General features: G+C 39.3%; 18 protein-coding genes. 16 read left to right on the top strand and 2 right to left on the bottom strand.

All coding sequences use genetic code 11. The features are described from left to right. Nucleotides 1-48: 48 nt before the first annotated feature. From C7972_RS01245 to C7972_RS01170, 16 genes are all read left to right on the top strand, one after another. Nucleotides 49-1,086 carry a VWA domain-containing protein gene (locus tag C7972_RS01245; RefSeq protein ID WP_110354387.1) on the top strand — a complete coding sequence of 346 codons (1,038 nt, stop codon included), beginning with the start codon at nucleotides 49-51 and terminating at the stop codon, nucleotides 1,084-1,086. Nucleotides 1,087-1,099: 13 nt separating this feature from the next. Further along, entirely contained in the window at nucleotides 1,100-1,957 is an 858-nt protein-coding gene (locus tag C7972_RS01240; protein ID WP_110354386.1) for a tetratricopeptide repeat protein, read from the top strand. A 5-nt stretch (nucleotides 1,958-1,962) separates the two neighbouring features. After that, entirely contained in the window at nucleotides 1,963-3,741 is a 1,779-nt protein-coding gene (locus C7972_RS01235) for a BatD family protein (protein ID WP_110354385.1), read from the top strand. 3 nt (nucleotides 3,742-3,744) lie between these two features. Further along, on the top strand, nucleotides 3,745-4,503 hold the full coding sequence (locus tag C7972_RS01230) for a tetratricopeptide repeat protein (RefSeq protein WP_110354384.1): 759 nt from the start codon (nucleotides 3,745-3,747) through the stop codon (nucleotides 4,501-4,503). A gap of 58 nt (nucleotides 4,504-4,561) precedes the next feature. Continuing rightward, on the top strand, nucleotides 4,562-4,858 hold the full coding sequence (locus tag C7972_RS01225; RefSeq protein WP_110354383.1) for a hypothetical protein: 297 nt from the start codon (nucleotides 4,562-4,564) through the stop codon (nucleotides 4,856-4,858). Between the two features lie 81 nt (nucleotides 4,859-4,939). Beyond that, the gene (locus C7972_RS01220; protein ID WP_110354781.1) at nucleotides 4,940-6,532 is read left to right on the top strand and encodes a SulP family inorganic anion transporter; all 1,593 of its coding nucleotides are present in this window, start codon (nucleotides 4,940-4,942) and stop codon (nucleotides 6,530-6,532) included. Then, nucleotides 6,532-7,383, top strand: a complete 852-nt coding sequence (locus C7972_RS01215; RefSeq protein WP_110354382.1) for a universal stress protein — start codon at nucleotides 6,532-6,534, stop codon at nucleotides 7,381-7,383. The genes C7972_RS01220 and C7972_RS01215 overlap by 1 nt, the downstream gene beginning before the upstream one ends. A gap of 15 nt (nucleotides 7,384-7,398) precedes the next feature. Next, the gene (locus C7972_RS01210; RefSeq protein WP_110354381.1) at nucleotides 7,399-8,028 is read left to right on the top strand and encodes a carbonic anhydrase family protein; all 630 of its coding nucleotides are present in this window, start codon (nucleotides 7,399-7,401) and stop codon (nucleotides 8,026-8,028) included. Between the two features lie 119 nt (nucleotides 8,029-8,147). Then, nucleotides 8,148-10,028: a SulP family inorganic anion transporter gene (locus C7972_RS01205; RefSeq protein ID WP_110354380.1), complete on the top strand. Its 1,881-nt coding sequence runs from the start codon at nucleotides 8,148-8,150 to the stop codon at nucleotides 10,026-10,028. A 78-nt stretch (nucleotides 10,029-10,106) separates the two neighbouring features. Then, the gene (pheS, locus tag C7972_RS01200; RefSeq protein WP_110354379.1) at nucleotides 10,107-11,126 is read left to right on the top strand and encodes a phenylalanine--tRNA ligase subunit alpha; all 1,020 of its coding nucleotides are present in this window, start codon (nucleotides 10,107-10,109) and stop codon (nucleotides 11,124-11,126) included. A gap of 144 nt (nucleotides 11,127-11,270) precedes the next feature. Continuing rightward, entirely contained in the window at nucleotides 11,271-11,666 is a 396-nt protein-coding gene (locus C7972_RS01195; RefSeq protein ID WP_110354378.1) for a hypothetical protein, read from the top strand. 180 nt (nucleotides 11,667-11,846) lie between these two features. Next, nucleotides 11,847-12,350, top strand: coding sequence for a GbsR/MarR family transcriptional regulator (locus C7972_RS01190; RefSeq protein WP_110354377.1), 504 nt, complete (start codon nucleotides 11,847-11,849; stop codon nucleotides 12,348-12,350). A 13-nt stretch (nucleotides 12,351-12,363) separates the two neighbouring features. After that, a complete protein-coding gene (locus C7972_RS01185; RefSeq protein ID WP_110354376.1) occupies nucleotides 12,364-13,500 on the top strand; it encodes an efflux RND transporter periplasmic adaptor subunit in 1,137 nt (378 codons plus the stop codon). Nucleotides 13,501-13,525: 25 nt separating this feature from the next. After that, nucleotides 13,526-16,663: an efflux RND transporter permease subunit gene (locus C7972_RS01180; protein ID WP_110354375.1), complete on the top strand. Its 3,138-nt coding sequence runs from the start codon at nucleotides 13,526-13,528 to the stop codon at nucleotides 16,661-16,663. A 5-nt stretch (nucleotides 16,664-16,668) separates the two neighbouring features. Then, on the top strand, nucleotides 16,669-18,081 hold the full coding sequence (locus C7972_RS01175) for an efflux transporter outer membrane subunit (RefSeq protein WP_110354374.1): 1,413 nt from the start codon (nucleotides 16,669-16,671) through the stop codon (nucleotides 18,079-18,081). A gap of 18 nt (nucleotides 18,082-18,099) precedes the next feature. Further along, nucleotides 18,100-18,690, top strand: coding sequence for a TetR/AcrR family transcriptional regulator (locus tag C7972_RS01170; RefSeq protein ID WP_110354373.1), 591 nt, complete (start codon nucleotides 18,100-18,102; stop codon nucleotides 18,688-18,690). Here C7972_RS01170 and C7972_RS01165 read toward each other — a convergent pair. Both C7972_RS01165 and C7972_RS01160 read right to left on the bottom strand, forming a co-directional pair. After that, complete coding sequence (locus C7972_RS01165; protein ID WP_110354372.1) at nucleotides 18,682-19,185, bottom strand: YciI family protein; 504 nt, start codon at nucleotides 19,183-19,185, stop codon at nucleotides 18,682-18,684. The two genes, C7972_RS01170 and C7972_RS01165, sit on opposite strands and share 9 nt — an antisense overlap. Continuing rightward, entirely contained in the window at nucleotides 19,173-19,646 is a 474-nt protein-coding gene (locus C7972_RS01160; protein WP_110354371.1) for a CYTH domain-containing protein, read from the bottom strand. Before C7972_RS01160 ends, C7972_RS01165 begins: the two co-directional genes overlap by 13 nt.

Below are 19,646 nucleotides of genomic sequence, written 5' to 3'. Positions count from 1 at the left end.
CAAGGAACTAGGTTTCCGGGGAATTGATTTAAAAAGGAAGAATACAAAATGATTCAGTTAGACGAAAAATCATATTTATATCTGTTATCCATCATTCCAGTGATGGTAGTTCTCTTTGTACTCCTTCAAATTTGGAAAAAAAGTACACAAAGAAAATTTGCCGATCTTTCTCTTTTAAAGCGATTGACTCCGGATAGATCCAACTTTAAATCCACCTTAAAATTAATTTTTATTTTATTGGGATTAGCCTCTTTAACCATGGCCTTGGTCAACCCAAAGATCGGAACCAAATTGGAAACGGTTAAGAGGGAGGGGGTCGATATTGTATTTGCCGTAGACGTTTCCAAAAGTATGTTGGCCGAGGATATAGCCCCCAATAGATTGGAAAAAGCAAAACGTTTGGTCTCCGAAATCATCAATCAATTGGCGAGTGACAGAATTGGAATTATAGCGTATGCCGGACAGGCATTTCCCCAACTTCCCATAACAACCGATTACGGGGCTGCCAAAATGTTTTTGCAAAACATGAATACCGATATGCTTTCCTCCCAAGGAACGGCCATTGACCAAGCAATCGAATTGGCATCGACCTATTATGACGATGAGGAACAAACCAACCGTGTGCTTTTCATTATCTCGGACGGAGAAGACCATTCCGAAGGCAATGTGACCAATGCTGTTGAAGATGCTACCAATGAAGGAATAAGGGTTTTTACCATTGGGGTAGGAAAAACAAAGGGAGCTCCCATACCCCTTAAAAGAAACGGTATTGTTGAAAGCCTAAAAAAAGACAGCCAAGGTGAAGTGGTCATTACAAAATTAAATGAAGAGGTACTTCAAGAAATCGCCGACGAGGGCAATGGGGAATACATAAACGGGGAATACACGGAAGAAGCGGTTGCCTTCATCAAGGAGCAATTGAACCAGATGGACAAGAAAGAATTTGAGGCCAAACAATTTGCCGAATACAAAGATCAGTTCCAATGGTTTTTGGCCGCAGGGCTTTTATTCTTATTTTTAGACATTTTTGTCCTGGACAGGAAAACCAAATGGCTTAAAAAATTGAATCTGTTTAACGAGCGATAAGCGTAGAAGGATTATGAAAAAGATAGCATTTATCATTATATTGATCGGAGGCCTTGTCCAAGCTCAGGAAGTGGATAAGGAAAAAGAGAAATCCCTTAAAATTGCCAACAATTTTACTTGGGAAGGAAACAAAGACCTTTCCGAAAGTGATTTTGTAAATGCCGAAGCCAATTATAGGAGGGCCATCTCCAAGAATGCGGAAAGTAGTATTGCACCCTATAATTTGGGAAATGCCTATTATGAAAACGAAACCTATAGCGAAGCCTTTGGCAGGTTTAAGCAGGCAGGAGAAAATGCCACCAACAAAAAAGACAAGCACAGGGCCTACCATAACATGGGCAATGTCTTTATGAAGAACAAAGAGTACCAAAAAGCGGTAGATGCCTATAAGGAAGCTTTGAGAAATGACCCTACGGATGAGGAGACCCGTTACAATTTGGCTTTGGCCAAGGAAATGCTGAAAAAACAGCAGGAAGAAGAACAAAAAAACGACCAGAATAAGGACGACCAGAACCAGGAAGACCAAAAAGATCAGAAGGACCAGAACGAGGATAAAAAGGAAGGGGACCAGAACGAAGACAATAAAGGAGACCAAAAAGAGGACCAGGACGACAAGAATAAAGAGGAAGGTGATAAGGGAGAAGAAGAGAAAGAAGACAATAAAGAAGGTGAAGGAGAGGATGAAGAGAAAAACGACGAGCCTTATAAGGCAGAAGAGCAGAAGCAACAACAACCAAGGCCTAACCAATTATCTCCCCAACAAGTGAAAAATTTGTTGGAGGCCATGCAGAACGAAGAGAAAAAAGTACAGGAAAAAATTGATGCACAAAAAGTAAAGGGTGCAAAAATTCAAAATGAAAAAGACTGGTAATACACGTGAACATTAAAAGATACATATCGTTATTTTCATTGTTGTTCCTCGGCCTGTTCTTGCATGCCCAGAATAATGAAACCGTTACCTTCGAAATGAATCTCAGCAAGGATGTGTTGGGCATTAACGAACGTCTCAGGGTAGACTTTACCATGAACAGGGATGGGGATAATTTTGTTCCTCCCGATTTTGAGGGGTTCAGGGTACTTATGGGACCATCACAGTCCATTAGTTCCTCCTGGGTAAACGGAGTAAGGAGCTTTTCCAAAACATACACCTATACCTTGGCACCTACGGCAAGGGGGAAATTCACTATAAAGCAGGCCACCATTGTCATCAAGGGGGAAACCTACAAATCGCTCCCCAAGGAGGTAGAGGTTACCGCTGCCGTTGAAAGACCGGACGGTGAAAAAACGGTGGATGATGTTGCCGATGAAAGTTTACATCTAGTAGCCGAAATATCCAAAACCAGCCCATATTTAAATGAAGCGGTTACCGTGGTATATAAACTATACGCAAGTCCTTCCATAGACGTAACCAACTTTAGGGCGCTGGACAACCCAAAATACAACAATTTTTGGAGCCAGGATATTCCGGTCACCAAATACGATGTACAGAATACTACCTATGACGGCAAATCCTATAGATCCGTAATCTTGAAAAGGGTAGTTTTATATCCACAGAGAACGGGAGAATTGGAAATTGAACCGCTTTCCCTGGATGTAAGTCTTCAGGTCCCTACCAACAAACGGGATTTCTTTGGAGGAAGAATATTTGCCCAAACCAACAAGACCGTATCCGCAGGCAATAGGACCATTAATGTGAAACCTTTGCCTACACAAGGCAAACCTGCCGATTTTAGTGGTGCAGTAGGAGAATTCCAATTTTCGGTGACCACCAGTAAAACGCATCTTAACGCATCCGAATCCCTTCAGGCCAAAGTAGCCATAAGTGGTAAGGGAAATTTAAAACTTTTCGAAATTCCAAGTTTGAATCTCCCAAGTTCCTTGGAAGTATATGACCCGGAGTTCAATGAAAGTGTTCGTACTACCCTATCTGGTATGGAGGGAAATGTAAGCAATAGCTATACGGTTGTTCCTACATTTAAGGGCAAATATCCCATTCCCAGTATAGCCTTTAGCTTTTTCAACCCAAAGACTGAAAAATATCAAACCCTAAGCTCCGGAGAAATTATGATCAATGTTCTGGAAGGCCCCACTAGCGCAGCCGCAGACAACAATGGTCCTATTTCCCATAATAAACAAAGGGTTGTGGCTACGGGAGATCAATTTGTATTCAATAAGATAAAACCAAATCTATCAGCCATCAACAATCAAAACTTTTTTGGGTCTACCAGCTTTTTTCTTTGGTTGCTGCTTCCGGTTTTATTAATTCCCCTGGCAATCTTCCTTGGTAAAAAAAGAGAGGCCATTGCCAGTGATGTGGAAGGAAACAAAATTAAACGTGCCAATAAACTGGCAAAGAAATACCTTTCCGCAGCCAAAAAAGCCTTAGGATCCAAAGAATCATTTTATGTGGCCTTGGAAAAGGCGCTGCACAATTATTTGAAGGCCAAACTTAAAATAGAGACATCAGAATTCAGCAAGGATAAAATAGCCTCTTTATTAAATGAAAAAAATGTGGACGAAACTACCAGGGAGGGTTTCTTAGGCTTATTACAAAATTGCGAAATGGCTAGATATAGCCCATTCTCTGATGTCCAAATGCAACAGGATTACAATAAAGCGAGCGAGGTTATTTCACAACTCGATAAACAAATTTAAGAAATGGTACGTGTATTAACTATTTTAACCTATTTGGTATGTACCTTGGGATTTTCCCAAAACGAACAACTGTTTAACGACGCTACTACATTTTACAACCAAGGAGAATATACAAAAGCTGCTAACAATTATTTAAAGATATTGGAAAATGGGGAGCATTCGGCAGAACTCTATTTCAATTTGGGAAATACCTATTACAAACTTAACAAAATTGCCCCCAGTATCTATTACTACGAGAAGGCGCTATTATTAAAACCAAATGATAGCGACATTAAGAATAATTTGGCCTATGCACAAAATATGACTTTGGATGCCATTGAGCCCCTTCCCCAGACCGCAATTTCCAAATTGTACAAAAAATTTATTACATATCTCTCATTTGACCAATGGGCCTATGTGGCAGTTGGCTTTATGATGCTCTTTGTATGCTGTTATATCGCCTTTTATTATTTCACATTTTCTTCCCAAAAAAGAATAGCCTTTATATGCAGCCTTATTTTTCTTCTGTTGACAGTGCTGGCAGTAATAGTGGCCTATTTACAATTCTCTAATTTTCAATCGGAACAACCTGCCATAGTTTTTTCGGAAGAAGTTGGCATTAAATCCGAGCCCAACGATAGAAGTCAGGCCATTTTTAATTTACACGCCGGTACCAAGGTAAATGTACTGGAACAATTAAATGACTGGAAAAAAATTGAAATTTCCGATGGCACCACGGGTTGGATTCCAGCAGAGGATATAAAAATCCTTAAGGATTTTTAGTATTTCTTTAACGTCTAATAAAACCGTTGGTGTTATATTTGCCATAAGTTGTAATTCTATGAAAGTTTTTGCCCGTATACTTTTACTATCCCTTTGGCTATTTGCCATAGTGGCTCCGAGCGCAATCACTTTACTAGATGTTGACAATCCCGTTATTGTTACCAACCTTAACGAAGAGGAACAGCAGGAAACGGGTAAGAAATCTCCCTTACAGGAGAAATTCGTTAACGATAGTTCCACAGATTTTTCTTTAATAGCCCTGTCCCAAAAATCTACAATGGGTATATATTGCCCCATGGGACATATTAACTTCACCCAAAAAATTCTACTACCACCCCCTGAACATATTAGTTAATCCTATCAGTTAAGTTAAACTTTTTCGATTAATTAAAACGTGTCCTTGATTTCCATTAAGGACCAAATTATTTTTTTATATATGTTCAAAAATTTTAAAAGCGACCTTCCCGCAAGTGTCGTTGTATTCTTTGTTGCGTTACCCCTTTGTTTGGGTATTGCCCTAGCCAGTGGGGCCCCTTTATTTTCAGGTTTAATTGCCGGTATAATCGGCGGTATTGTGGTTGGAGCGCTAAGTGGCTCCAAAATTGGTGTTAGTGGACCAGCCGCTGGTCTGGCCGCCATAGTATTAACGGCCATTGGTGCATTGGGAGGTTTTGAAAACTTCTTGGTCGCGGTGGTACTGGGTGGAATTATTCAGTTGGTATTCGGAATTCTAAAAGCTGGAATTATTGGATATTATTTTCCTTCATCTGTAATTAAAGGTATGCTGACAGGTATAGGTATTATTATAATACTAAAACAAATTCCTCATTTTTTTGGTTACGATCCGGACCCCGAAGGGGATTGGGCCTTTTTTCAAGTAGATGGAGAGAACACCTTTTCAGAAATCCTAAATACCGTAAACAATATTAGCCCCGGAGCAACGCTGGTAGCCATTGTTGGTTTATCCATATTATTGTTATGGGATAAGGTACTTTCCAAAAAAGGAAAGATTTTCCAGCTTATCCAAGGGCCTTTGGTTGCCGTTGCAGTAGGCATCATATTTTTTGTTTTAACGCAAAACAGTACCTATTTGGCAATTTCTTCCGATCACTTGGTAAGTGTACCAATCCCAGAAGATGCCGCTTCTTTTTTCGGGCAGTTCAGTTTTCCAAATTTCGCGGCAGTAACGAACCCTGACGTATGGATAACCGCATTTACCATTGCTCTGGTTGCCAGCCTTGAGACACTATTATGTGTTGAGGCCACCGATAAGTTGGATCCTGAAAAAAATGTTACACCGGCCAACCGCGAACTGCTTGCACAAGGTACGGGGAATATTATATCCGGATTAATTGGAGGCCTGCCCATTACCCAAGTAATCGTTAGAAGTTCTGCCAACATCCAATCAGGTGGAAAATCAAAACTATCCGCTATATTTCACGGCTTCCTATTACTTATTTCGGTTATTCTTATTCCAAAATTATTGAATATGATACCCCTCTCGGTTTTGGCGGCCATACTCTTTGTCGTGGGCTTTAAATTGGCCAAACCGGCACTTTTTACGAAAATGTACAAATTGGGTTGGAAGCAGTTTGTGCCATTTTCGGTTACCGTATTTGGTATCATTTTTACAGATTTACTTGTTGGCATAAGTCTTGGCCTTGTGGTAGGCATTGTGGTTATCCTATTGAAAAGCTATCAGAACTCCCATTTTCTTCATATGGAAGATGTAAGTAATGGAAAGCACAGGATAAAAATGACCCTTGCAGAAGAAGTAACCTTTTTTAATAAAGGTGCCATTCTTAAAGAATTGGATAGCCTGCCAAGGGACACCTATCTAGAGATAAATCTCCTAAAGACAAGATATCTAGATCTTGATATTATTGAAATTCTAGACGATTTTTCGGTTAAGGCGAAAGAGCGCAATATAGACATTCAACTCATCTCCAAGCGCGGGGTAGTTGAAAACCCGCTAAGTTTTACAGAGTTCTTTAAAACAAGACCCAAATCTAATTTAAGTTTAAGCTAATGGACACGAAAACAAACAAACACAAAATAGCTTTATTCACGGATTTACAAGAAGATATATCCTGCCTATTAAAGAGTGCCATTAGTTTAGCCCACATGATCAATGGGGAAATTGAAGTGTTTACCGTAACAAAGCCCACGGCGGTTATGGAGAAAGAAAATCAATTATCGGCCATGCGCTCCTTAAATCGTGAATATATGCTGGCCAATAAACGTATGAAGGACATATTATCGCCCATAATTAAAAATTACGGGGTACCTGTTAATTATTCCAGTACCTTTGGCAATATTAGAAATGAGATTGATAGGTATCTACACGAAAATAACCCTGACGTAATAGTTTTGGGAAGGCACAAGAGCAAACATTTTAATACGGCTGAAAATAGAACCATAAACTTTGTCCTAAGTGTTTTTAAGGGCACTGTCTTGATCGTTCCACATGACAAAGGCCTGGAACCAGGTATGAAGATAGGCATAGGCTCCATAAATTGTTCCGAAACATTATTTAATGGGCCTTTTACAGAAGAACTCTTTTTACATGCAAAAGGTGCTATGAAATCGTTTAACATAGTTGAATCTTCAAACGATCTACCACAAACTGAAAATTCATTAGGGCTCAAGACCATTCAATACGTCTTTGATCAGAATGAAAATACAGTAAATAATCTTCCTGTCTATTTATCCAAAAGTAATATCGATCTCTTGTTTTTGGATGGAGTAAATAAGGAAAAAGAAAATCTTTCCAGACTGTTGAATATATATGATATGGTAAGAAAATCAGATATTAACCTTTTGGTAACCGGGGAAAAACACACCCATTACAGTTTTAACACAACACTAAAAATCGCATAATTAAAATAGATAAATATGAAAGCACATACAAGAGAAACCCAAGCAACAATGACACCGAACAAGGCGTTGCAATATTTGAAAGAGGGCAACCAAAGATTTCAAGGTAATTTAAAAGCCAATAGAAACCTACTGGAACAGGTTAACGATACAAGTGAAGGTCAATTTCCTTTTGCAACCATTTTGAGTTGTATCGATTCCAGGGTTTCTGCCGAATTGGTCTTTGACCAAGGTCTTGGTGATATTTTTAGCATTCGAATAGCCGGTAACTTTGTCAACGAAGATATTTTAGGGAGTATGGAGTTTGCCTGTAAACTAGCAGGAACCAAACTGATCGTTGTTTTGGGCCACACAAGCTGTGGTGCTATAAAAGGAGCTTGTGATCATGCAAGATTGGGTAATCTTACCGCATTGATCAATAAGATAGAACCTGCAGTGGAGGCAGTTACAGAGCCTTCCGATGAGAATTTAAGAAATTCCAAAAACCTTGATTTTGTAGACAAAGTGGCTGAAAAGAATGTGCATTTAACTATGGACAATATACGTAAGCACAGCCCTGTTCTAACTGAAATGGAAGAAAATGGCGAAATAAAAGTTGTTGGCGCCATGTATGATGTTTCCAATGGTGAAGTTGTTTTTTACGAATAATACCCCAATGACAAAGAAGGCCAATGTTATCAAATTGGCCTTCTTCCTATTGAAACCAAAGGTTGGTTTCAATCTTTTGCAACTATTGCTTAAACTAACCTAGCATTAAATTCAATATTATGAAAAATCTTTTTTCAAATTTTAGAGGAGACCTTTTTGGTGGCATTACAGCAGGTATTGTAGCTCTTCCATTGGCTTTGGCCTTCGGTGTAAGTTCCGGACTTGGACCAAGTGCCGGACTGTACGGAGCAATATTCATCAGTTTTTTTGCAGCACTTTTTGGAGGAACCAACACTCAAATATCTGGCCCCACAGCTCCAATGACCGCTGTAAGTATGGTGGTTATTGCAGGTATTGTGGCACTTAATGACGGTAGCATAGAAAAGGCACTTCCCGCCATTCTTATTGTGTTTTTATTGGCCGGCCTTATGCAAATTGGTCTTGGGCTTATGGGGATAGGTAAGTACATTCGCTACATCCCCTATCCTGTAGTTTCCGGTTTTATGACGGCAATTGGGGTCATCATTTTGGTTACCCAAATTTTACCGTCCATAGGGTATTACCCAAAAGAGGACGCCGAGTTTGTGTCACAATACAAACCCCTGGCTGAAGAAATTATCTTAGAAAACATTCTCAAGGAAGAGGCAGGGGAAGGCATTCTGGTTTTGGAAGATTTTGAGGAAACCATAACACGTTCAGAAGAAATTACCCAAGATGATATAAACAAAGAAGCCAGCACCTTGGCAAAAACTGAGGCATCAGGGGTTTTCGGCACTATAAAAGTCCTTCCCAGGGCCATGCAAAACATCAATTGGCTGGAACTTATCCTGGCCCTATCAACAATTGCAATTATATACGGCTTTAAAAGAATTACCACTGCCATCCCAAGCGCATTGGTAGCCCTTATCGTTGTTTCGGGAGTGGCATACGGCTTTGGACTCAACTATCGTCCTATTGAAGAAATACCTAGTGGTTTCCCAGTGCCCAACCTTGAAATATTCACCGCATTTGAACTCGGATCGGTAACGCCATATATCTTTACAGCCCTAACATTGGCCTTATTGGGGGCCATAGATTCGCTTTTGACGTCTGTAGTAGCGGATAACATGACCAAAACAAAACATCAACCCAATAAGGAACTGGTAGGTCAGGGTATTGGCAATAGTATAGCCGCTATTTTTGGAGGAATCCCCGGAGCCGGAGCCACCATTCGTACAGTGGTAAATATAAATGCTGGGGGGAAAACCAAATTATCGGGTATGGTTGCAGGTGTACTGTTATTGATCATTCTCTTAGCTTTGGGACCAGTGGCGTCGCAAATACCAGCCGCCGTACTTGCAGGAATATTGGTGACCGTTGGTATAGGTGTAATGGATTATAAAGGTTTAAAAGCCATACCAAGTTTACCTAAGGACATGAGCCTGGGTCCCATTAAGTTAAGTTCTGAAGTTATTATAATGCTTGTGGTACTTGTTCTTTCCTCCGTATGGAATTTGGTATATGCCGTAGGCGTTGGTCTAGTAATTGCCTCTTTGATGTTTATGAAAAAAATGGGGGATCTTACCGCAGAAAGGTCCGATGTAAAAACCTTGGAACATGAAAAAGGATGGGCAGATGAAGCCAATTTCCCGAAACATTTGAAAGAAAAGGTTTTTATAAAACATATTAAAGGTCCTCTATTCTTTGGTTCCACAAGTGAATTTCAGGCTTTGGCAAACCAAATTCCAAGAACGGCACAGACGGTTATAATTCGTATGGACCGAATGCAGTATATGGACCAATCCGGTCTCTACACCTTGGAGGATGTACTTATAGATTTACTTAATTCCAAGATCGAAGTATTATTGGTAGATGTTCTGGATCAACCACGTTACATGATGGAGCGCGTAGATCTAATACCTGATTTAATACCAAAGGAACACATATTCAACACTTTTGATGAATGTATTGCGTACTTAAACAAAATGCCAGTTGAACAAAAGGTGGAGGCTTTGGCTTAGGTTCTTATCCAATTTATGACGAAATATGTAGTCGGTAATGCCGTAATTATCTTAAATTTGCGGCATTAGCCGAATAACATGATCGATACCATAAAAAAGCATATAACCGAGGTAGAAAATTTTTCTTCTACCGATATGGAGGCCATAGAGGCATTCCGAATAAAGTACCTGGGAAAAAAAGGGTTGTTCAATCAATTTTTTTCTGATTTTAAAAATGTTCCCAACGAGCAGAAGAAAGAGTTTGGACAAACCGTAAACCTACTAAAAACCGCTGCTACCGAAAAAGTAAATGCTTTAAAGGAAGCCCTTGAAAACAAGAAAGAGGAAAAAGGAATTTATGGGGACTTAACCAGACCGGGAGAGCCCTTGGGACTTGGAACGCGCCATCCGATCTCGATCGTTAAAAATCAGATCACCGACATCTTTTCCCGAATTGGGTTCAATGTTTCCGAAGGACCGGAAATAGAAGATGATTGGCATAATTTTACCGCTCTAAACCTTCCGGAATACCATCCGGCAAGGGATATGCAGGATACGTTTTTTATACAAACCGATCCTGATATTTTGTTGCGTACCCATACCTCATCGGTTCAAGTGCGCTATATGGAAAATAACAAACCTCCCATAAGGACTATTTCCCCGGGCAGGGTTTACAGGAACGAAGCTATATCCGCTCGCTCCCATTGCTTTTTTCATCAGGTAGAGGGACTCTACATAGACAAGGATGTGTCTTTTGCAGATTTAAAGCAAACCTTACAATTTTTTACGACCGAACTATTCGGAAAATCCAAAATAAGGCTAAGGCCGTCCTACTTCCCATTTACCGAGCCCAGTGCCGAGGTAGACGTTTACTGGGGACTGGAAACCGAAACGGATTACAAAATGACCAAGGGTACCGGATGGTTGGAAATCATGGGTTGTGGTATGGTAGATCCCAATGTACTTACCAATTGTGGTATCGACGCCAATGAATATTCCGGTTTCGCTTTTGGCATGGGCATAGATAGAATTGCGCTATTACTCCATCAAATTTCGGATATTCGACTATTGAGCGAAAATGATGTACGCTTTTTGGAGCAGTTTAAAAGTGCTTTTTAAATGAAATCACGGCATACCGGCCAATGGGACAATCCTACATATAGAGCACCCTTTTTTGGAAAGGTGCCTACCTTTAAAACTTAGTATTAATAAAATTTCATCAACTACTCTAGTTGGAAGGATGCTGAATTATTTTCTGTACAATTGAAAAAAGATATAGAAATTCCGATCGCGAAAAACGTTCATGTTGCCATTGTCCCTGAATGGAACGATGAATTCCTGGAAAAAAATTGGAATGCCTACCTCATCAACGATAGGGACAGCAAGATTGAAGCTGTCATAGCTGTTTCAAATGGTTACGAAGGAGACCGTAAAACTTCTACCATGAGACATGGACTAGGCGATATTCAGGCCAAAAACTTTCGAAAAATTGAAATACTCCAGGAAGATTTATTGGCCTTCAACAATGAATTCTTTGTTACTTTTTTCGCCGATGACAAACTATACGAAAAGCGCTTCCTTTTCGAAAAGAATTCTATAAGTGAATCCAAACTAGGGCCTATTCCGGTTATGGAATTGGAGGGAATATTGGCCAAATAGACCACTAATAATTACTACAGAACTCCCGGGCTCCGAATAAGCCCTTAAGGTCTCTTATCAATTTAACAAAACTTTAATTTCGTTTAGTTCGGTTTGTTCAGAACCAATAAGTATATTTGCGCCTTATTTTACTGAATACAAATAATTTTTGTTCCAAAAACAGTAATAAAGCTATTCAAAATGAAAAACAACATCTGCAAACAGAAAATGGCCCTGGTTGAAAAACTGGGCGTTCATTTAGAGGGCAGAGAGCAATTGGCTCCTGTTGCTGCACGTATTATGGCATATATAATCCTAACTGGAAAGAAAGGATCCACTTTTGAAGATATGGTAACTATACTATGTGCAAGTAAAAGTACAATTTCCACACATCTTAATCATTTACAAGATTTAAATAAAATTGAGTATTACACAAAGACAGGAGACCGTAAAAAGTACTTTATAATCAATAAAAATACAATTATTCAGCATGTAGATAGAATGATCAGCCATTGGAATGCAGAAAGGGCCATCCATTTAGAAATTAAAGCATATAAAGAAAACCAAAACAAATTAAAAATTGAAAATGACGACGAAAAGTTCGATTTAAGCTTTCATAATGATTACGTCAAGTTTGTAGATGAAGCTACATCTTCAGTTAAAGAATTAAGAGAAAAATTAATTAGCAACAAATTCCATATCTAAACTCAACTTAAAAATGAAGAATAATAAATTATATACCATTCTAGGACTAAGTTTATTCTTAGTTATTGTGAGCTGTGGCAGCAAACAAGAAAACGCTGCTGCGGCACAACAAGCCCCGCCATTACTACCTTTTCCGGTATCACAAGTGGAACATAAGACCGTAACAGGATATATAGATTATCCCGCAACCATTGAGGGTAGGGTAAACAGTGATGTAAGGGCCAAAACCTCGGGATATATTGAAAAAGTATACGTAGATGAAGGTCAAAAAGTAAAAAAGGGACAAGTGCTTTTTAAATTGGAAACACAAGCTTTAAATCAAGATGCGGTTGCGGCAAAAGCACGTGTTAATGTAGCACAAGTGGAGGTAGACAAATTGATCCCCCTTGTAGAAAAAAACATTATTAGTCCAGTTCAGTTGGAAACCGCCAAAGCCAATTTAGCACAGGCCAAGGCCAGTTATAGCGGAGTTTCAGCAAACATTGGCTATGCCACCATTAAAAGTCCTATTGATGGTTATGTTGGTGCCATAAACTTTAGAGAAGGTGCCTTAATAAGTCCAAATGACGCTACCCCGCTAACAACAGTTAGTGAAATTGACCAGGTATATGCATTTTTTAGTTTCAATGAAGCACAATACATAGACCATTTACAAAATTCCGAAGGAAAAAGTAAAGCAGAACGTATTAAAAATTCCCCAGATTTAAGTCTGGTTTTGGCCAACGGTAAAATTTATTCGGAAAAAGGACGTATTCAAACCAGTACAGGCCAAGTAAATCAAAGTACCGGAACCATAAAAATTAGAGCCGCTTTTAACAATCCAAACGAAATCTTAACCAATGGAAATAGCGGTAAAATAAGATTCCCTATAGAATATAAAGACGCTATAGTAGTACCTCAATCAGCCACTTTTGAGCAACAAGGAAACATAATGATATTTAAGCTTGGGGCCGACAACAAGGTAGAAACTTCCATTGTAAAAATAAAGGGAACGGTAGGTAACTTATATGTTGTTGACTCTGGTGTAGATGACAATGACAAAATTATAGTATCGGGTGTAGGCAAACTAAGAAACGGAATGGCCATTATCCCTCAAGAAACTTCTTTTGAAGATGCCATTCAACCCGTAGCAACATTATTTAAAAACTAGTCCCCAACTCACAAAAATAGTAGCCATGTTAAAAACATTTATTGAAAGACCCGTTCTTTCAACGGTAATCTCTATTATCATAGTTTTACTAGGAATTATAAGTATTACTAGCTTACCCATAGAGGAATACCCGGATATTGCGCCACCAACTATTAAAGTTACTGCCAATTATACTGGAGCCAATGCCGAGACCGTTTTGGAAAGTGTCATTATTCCAATTGAAGAACAGATTAATGGTGTGGAAGGTATGACCTACCTAACCTCTACCGCATCCAATACAGGTGCTGCAGAAATTACCGTTTATTTCAATCAAGAAATTGATGCAGATATTGCAGCCGTCAATGTGCAAAACCGTGTAGCAAGGGCAACCCCTTTATTACCTCAAGAGGTAACCCAAACCGGGGTAACAACACAAAAGCAAGAAACGAGTGCATTAATGTTTATTTCCATGTATTCTGAAAGCGAAGATTATGATGCTACCTTTATTCAGAATTACCTTAAAATTAACGTTATTCCGGCAATGCAGCGTATTAGTGGTGTTGGAGATGTTAGTGTGTTCTCACAACAGGACTATGCCATGCGAATCTGGCTAAATCCAGAAAAGTTGGCATCTTATGGTTTAATTCCTTCAGATATTTCTGCAGCATTGGCAGAGCAAAATTTAGAAGCGGCCGCTGGTTCCTTAGGTCAGAATAATGGCGAATCGTTTTCATATACATTAACCTATAGCGGACGTTTTAAGGACGAAAGCCAATACAGCGATATTGTAATCAAAGCATTGGGAGACGGGGAGTTTTTACGTCTAAAAGATGTTGCTACCATTGAACTGGATGCACAATCCTACGCGGCGAATGCGATGAGCAAGGGCCATCCAGCCGTGTTCATGGGAATCTTTCAAACAAAGGGTTCCAACGCCCAAGAAATTATTGAGAATATTAAAGTTACTTTGGAATCGGTTAAAAGTGACCTTCCTGAAGGCTTGGACATTTTTGTACCCTACGACACAAGTTTATTCTTAAATGCGTCTATTGATAAGGTAGTAACCACCTTATTGGAAGCCTTTTTATTGGTTTTCTTAGTGGTATTTATCTTCTTACAAGATTTTCGTTCTACGCTAATTCCAGCAATTGCAGTACCGGTTTCCATTATTGGTACCTTCTTCTTCTTGAATGTTTTTGGTTATTCCATCAACTTATTAACACTATTCGCCTTGGTACTTGCCATTGGTATAGTGGTAGATGATGCCATTGTTGTTGTTGAAGCTGTTCATGCCAAGATGGACAACGGGGAACACAATCCCAAAAAAGCGACCCTAACAGCCATGAACGAAATTTCAGGAGCTATTATTTCAATTACACTTGTAATGGCTGCGGTATTTATTCCGGTGACATTTGTAACGGGGCCAACAGGTGTATTTTATGAGCAATTTGGTGTTACCTTAATTATTGCCATCCTTATTTCTGCAGTAAATGCTTTAACATTAAGCCCGGCATTGTGTGCCCTATTACTAAAAGGACACAAGGGGGACGAAGAATTAAAGGGAAAAAGTCCTTTAAAACGCTTTTACACTTTATTCAATCGTGGCTTTAATGCCACAGTAGATAGATATGGTAAATCACTTCAGTTTTTATACAAAAGAAAATTTGTTTCTGTTTTACTATTGATCATCGCGGTTGTTGGTATTTATTGGGCATCAACAACAACTCCAACAGGTTTTGTCCCTAATGAGGATAGAGGGATTATTTTCGCAAATATTGAATTACCACCAGGGGCTTCTTTGGATAGAACAGATGCCGTTGCAAGAAAATTATTCGACAGAATAGACGGTATGGATGGTATTGTAGCCGTTAACTTTATTAAAGGTAGAAGTATAATTAGTGGATCGGGAAGTAACTTTGGGTTTGGGATTATAAAACTTAAGGATTGGGGCGAACGTAAGGATGAAGCCTTATCTGCACAGGCCATTACAGGAAAATTATTTGGTATAGCAGCCACTATTCCTGATGCCAATATTATTTTCTTTTCACCACCTAGTATCCGCGGTTTTGGTAACTCCGCAGGTTTCGAAATAAATTTATTGGATAAGTTTGGAGGAGAGTTTTCGGATTTGGATAAGGTTAAAAATGATTTTACCATGGCCTTAATGCAACGGCCGGAAATAAAATACGCAACCTCAGCATTTAATACCAATTACCCCCAATACGAAATGGAGGTGAATGTACCTTTAGCAAAAGAAAAGGGAGTTTCCATAACCAGCATCTTTTCCACGCTTCAAGGATACATTGGAGGAATTTATGCGTCGGATTTTTCACGATTCGGAAAACAATTTAGGGTCTACATACAGGCCTTACCAGAAGACAGGGCAGATAAAAGTGCCTTGAACAGTATGTACGTGAGAACCAACACGGGGGAAATGACACCAATTACACAGTTTGTAAATCTAAAACGTGTTTATGGACCCCAATCGGTAACGCGTTTCAACTTATTTAATTCCACAAGTATCACAGGTGCAACAAACCCCGGATTTAGTACTGGTGATGCCATTAGGGTTATTGAGGAGGAGGTTGCAAAACTTCCCAGTAATTATACCGTTGCCTATTCCGGTTTAACACGCGAAGAGGTGAATGCAGGAAACCAAACCACCTTTATTTTTATATTAAGTATTCTATTTGTGTATTTCTTATTGAGTGCACAGTACGAAAGCTACTTATTACCATTTGCAGTAGTTTTATCATTACCGTTCGGTGTATTTGGCGCCTATATAAGCACGAAGTTTTTTGGACTTGAAAATAATATTTACTTTCAAATTGCCTTAATCATGCTAATAGGATTGCTGGCTAAAAACGCCATCCTAATTGTAGAGTTTGCATTACAAAGACGAAAAAATGGCGAGAGTATTGTTGATGCCGCTATCCACGGAGCCAAGGCCCGTTTACGTCCAATATTAATGACCTCATTTGCCTTTATCTTAGGATTAATGCCATTAGTATTGGCAAATGGCGTAGGGGCAGAAGGAAACAATTCCATTGGTACCGGTGCTGCAGGAGGCATGCTAATAGGAACCATTTTAGGTGTCTTTGTAATCCCAATACTATTTATATTATTTCAGTGGCTACAAGAAAAAGTTTCTAGTAAACCCGCAGTACAAACTTTAGAAGATTAAGAACAATGAAATCAATTATATCACATAAAAATTTAGGTAAAGGCACACTTTTACTATTAGTTGCCATCACATTACAAAGTTGTTTTGTTGCACGGGATTATGTAAGGCCGGAGATAGAAACCAAAGCGCTTTTTAGAACCGAAAACCTTCCAACAGATAGTGTTTCCATAGCAGACCTATCTTGGAAAGATTTGTTCAAAGATCAATATCTTGAACAATATATAGAGGAGGGTCTGCAAAACAATATGGACATTCGAATCGCTATTCAGCAAATGATAGCTGCCGAAGCCTACGCAAAACAAGGGAAAGCAGGTTATTTGCCAACATTGAGTGCGGGTCCCAACTATACCCATCAGGAATATTCAGAGAACAGTCAGTTCGGTTCTATATTTAGTGGAGGTTTGGACACTTACGATATTACTGCCAACTTATCTTGGGAAGCCGATATTTGGGGAAAAATAAGAAGCAATAAAAGAGCATCACAGGCAGATTATCTACAAAGTGTTGCTGGACATCAAGCTGTAAAAACACAATTGATTTCCAACATTGCAAATACCTATTACAACCTATTGGCTTTGGATGCACAGTTGGAGGTAACAAAGCAAACCATAGCAACCAGGAAAAGTGGTGTTGAAACTATTAAAGCCTTAAAAGAAGCCGGACAAGTAACCCAGGTGGCAGTAGACCAAAACATAGCGCAGTACAATAGCGCCAGAGCCCTACAAATAGATATTGAGGCCGCTATTTTCAAAGCTGAAAATACATTGAGCATTTTACTTGGTAAAGCACCCCAAGAGTTTGAAAGAAGTAGATTGGACAATCAAAGTATTGATCAGGAAATAGAGCTGGGTGTACCTGCGAGATTACTAAGAAACAGGCCGGACGTTATGGCTGCAGAATATGCCCTAATTAAAGATTTTGAGTTGACCAATGTGGCCAAAAGTAGCTTCTATCCTTCCCTGACCCTAACTGCTTCAGGGGGTTTGCAAAGTTTGGAGTTAGACAATCTACTTAATGCAAACTCACTATTTGCAACAGTAGTTGGCGGATTAACACAACCACTTTTAAACCAAAGAAAACTAAAGACACAAAAAGAAGTGGCTCTTGCGAATCAAGAAAGTTCCTTCTTAAATTTTAAGAAAACCTTATTGGTAGCAGGTAGCGAAGTGTCCAATGCGTTGTTTTCGTATGAAGCTGAAACCAAGAAATTCGAGTTTAGAAAAAATGAAGTGGAAGCCTTGCGCAAAGCAGAAAGTAATTCTGAAGAGTTGTTAAAAAATGGTTACGCCAACTATTTGGATCTGTTAACAGCTAGACAAAGTGCATTGAGTGCCGAATTAAATCTTATTACCAATAAACTATCCCAATTATCGGCTACAGTAGAATTGTATCGCGCCTTGGGTGGTGGCTGGAAATAGAAGGCAAATTTACAGGCCATGGAGAATCAGGAAGAATTTTTAGAATTTGCCATTTCCAAATTTTTAAAATTTGGAAGCAAACGATTTACCCTGGATGACCTGGCCCATGAAATGGGCATCTCAAAAAAAACGATCTATAGGTATTTTTCGAGCAAGGAAGAAATTGTTCAGGAAAGTCTCAAATACCTATTGACAGGTGTACAGACTGAGATAACAGAGGTAAGAAAAAGAGAAAAAAACAACCCTATCCAAGGTGTTATTTCAATTTACCGGATAGGGTTGAATAATCTTAAAAAGTTCAGTCCGTCATTTTTATTGGGTTTACAAAAATACTATCCACGGGCCAATGAACTATTCAATGAATTTAGGGCAAAGGAAATACATGATTGCGTTTTTGATCTGTTACAACAGGCTCAAATTAAGGGGCAAATAAGAATGAACGTCAATTTGGAACTAACTTCCCTATTATATTTAAACCGACTGGAATACGTGCTTTTTTCAAGCAACAATCTCTTTGACAAGTACAGCAGTACGGAACTTTTGGAACATCTTGTCATTAACAATCTTAGAGGTATAGCAACCCAAGCTTATGCCTCCAAACTATCTTAGTTTATATCCCTTTGCTGCCCACCATGGGTGTATTTCTATCGCCAAGCGTCCTGACTTGACTATGGGGTCCATTTTGGCCAGACTATCTGCCATTTCTTGGGTCGGCACATTGTAGATGGTAATACCACGTATATCCCCATTATCACCAAAAGGACCGGAAATATCGGCATAGCCCTGCTCGTACATACTTCCCAAATGGGCTAAATGCAAGGCCTGTAGACTATCTGCCTCTGCCTTGGATTGGGAGCGATTTGGACCACTCTTTAAAAAGGCAATAAAATATTGCTGCATCAAGATGGTGTCCATGGTTTTTTCATCTATATAATTGAAAGTCTGAAACCCTTGTGCTTCCAAACGCTTCTTCAATTGGGCCACGGGAAGCTCTGATTCAGCAAGTTGCTGGTCTATTTTTACACTTGCCACCTCTCCCGAGTCTTTACAGGAAAATAACAGTCCCAATAACAAAATAACACATAAGAACCTTATTTTTTCCATGTCTTAAAAGGGTTTTTGCTCAACTGTGAATTGTAATATTTGATATCTGCCGTAACCTCCTGTCCTAGCCAACTTGGCTTTAAAAAGTCCTCAGCCTCGTCTTCCAATTCAATTTCCGCAACTATCAATCCCGAATTGTCCCCTAGGAATTCATCCACTTCATAAATGTGCCTCCCTACTTCAATATAGTACCTCACCTTATCTATGACCCCAGGTTCCGATAATTGTATCAAGGCATCGGCTTCTTTGACAGCTATTTCCTTTTCCCATTCAAAACGCGTGGTTCCACTTTGGTTGCCCTTTCCCTTCACTGTAATAAACCCCTTGTCTCCCTTGATTCTGACCCTTACAGTTCTTAGGGGGTCCGTATTTAAAAACCCTTGAACAATTCTTTCATTTTTAATAGCGTCCGATTTGAAATCTTCCGACTTCACTAAAAATTTTCGCTCTATTTCTATCAT

Origin of the sequence: Arenibacter sp. ARW7G5Y1 (genome assembly GCF_003201775.1) — a bacterium.
In the GTDB taxonomy this organism is placed as follows: Bacteria; Bacteroidota; Bacteroidia; order Flavobacteriales; family Flavobacteriaceae; genus Arenibacter.
This window is presented reverse-complemented; position numbering and strand designations above follow the sequence as displayed.

Coding starts and splice junctions, on each gene's coding strand:
- C7972_RS01245 (WP_110354387.1), top strand. CDS start 49: ATGATTCAGTTAGACGAAAAATCATATTTATATCTGTTATCCATCATT.
- C7972_RS01240 (WP_110354386.1), top strand. CDS start 1,100: ATGAAAAAGATAGCATTTATCATTATATTGATCGGAGGCCTTGTCCAA.
- C7972_RS01230 (WP_110354384.1), top strand. CDS start 3,745: ATGGTACGTGTATTAACTATTTTAACCTATTTGGTATGTACCTTGGGA.
- C7972_RS01225 (WP_110354383.1), top strand. CDS start 4,562: ATGAAAGTTTTTGCCCGTATACTTTTACTATCCCTTTGGCTATTTGCC.
- C7972_RS01220 (WP_110354781.1), top strand. CDS start 4,940: ATGTTCAAAAATTTTAAAAGCGACCTTCCCGCAAGTGTCGTTGTATTC.
- C7972_RS01215 (WP_110354382.1), top strand. CDS start 6,532: ATGGACACGAAAACAAACAAACACAAAATAGCTTTATTCACGGATTTA.
- C7972_RS01210 (WP_110354381.1), top strand. CDS start 7,399: ATGAAAGCACATACAAGAGAAACCCAAGCAACAATGACACCGAACAAG.
- C7972_RS01205 (WP_110354380.1), top strand. CDS start 8,148: ATGAAAAATCTTTTTTCAAATTTTAGAGGAGACCTTTTTGGTGGCATT.
- pheS (WP_110354379.1), top strand. CDS start 10,107: ATGATCGATACCATAAAAAAGCATATAACCGAGGTAGAAAATTTTTCT.
- C7972_RS01190 (WP_110354377.1), top strand. CDS start 11,847: ATGAAAAACAACATCTGCAAACAGAAAATGGCCCTGGTTGAAAAACTG.
- C7972_RS01185 (WP_110354376.1), top strand. CDS start 12,364: ATGAAGAATAATAAATTATATACCATTCTAGGACTAAGTTTATTCTTA.
- C7972_RS01180 (WP_110354375.1), top strand. CDS start 13,526: ATGTTAAAAACATTTATTGAAAGACCCGTTCTTTCAACGGTAATCTCT.
- C7972_RS01175 (WP_110354374.1), top strand. CDS start 16,669: ATGAAATCAATTATATCACATAAAAATTTAGGTAAAGGCACACTTTTA.
- C7972_RS01170 (WP_110354373.1), top strand. CDS start 18,100: ATGGAGAATCAGGAAGAATTTTTAGAATTTGCCATTTCCAAATTTTTA.
- C7972_RS01165 (WP_110354372.1), bottom strand. CDS start 19,185: ATGGAAAAAATAAGGTTCTTATGTGTTATTTTGTTATTGGGACTGTTA.
- C7972_RS01160 (WP_110354371.1), bottom strand. CDS start 19,646: ATGATAGAAATAGAGCGAAAATTTTTAGTGAAGTCGGAAGATTTCAAA.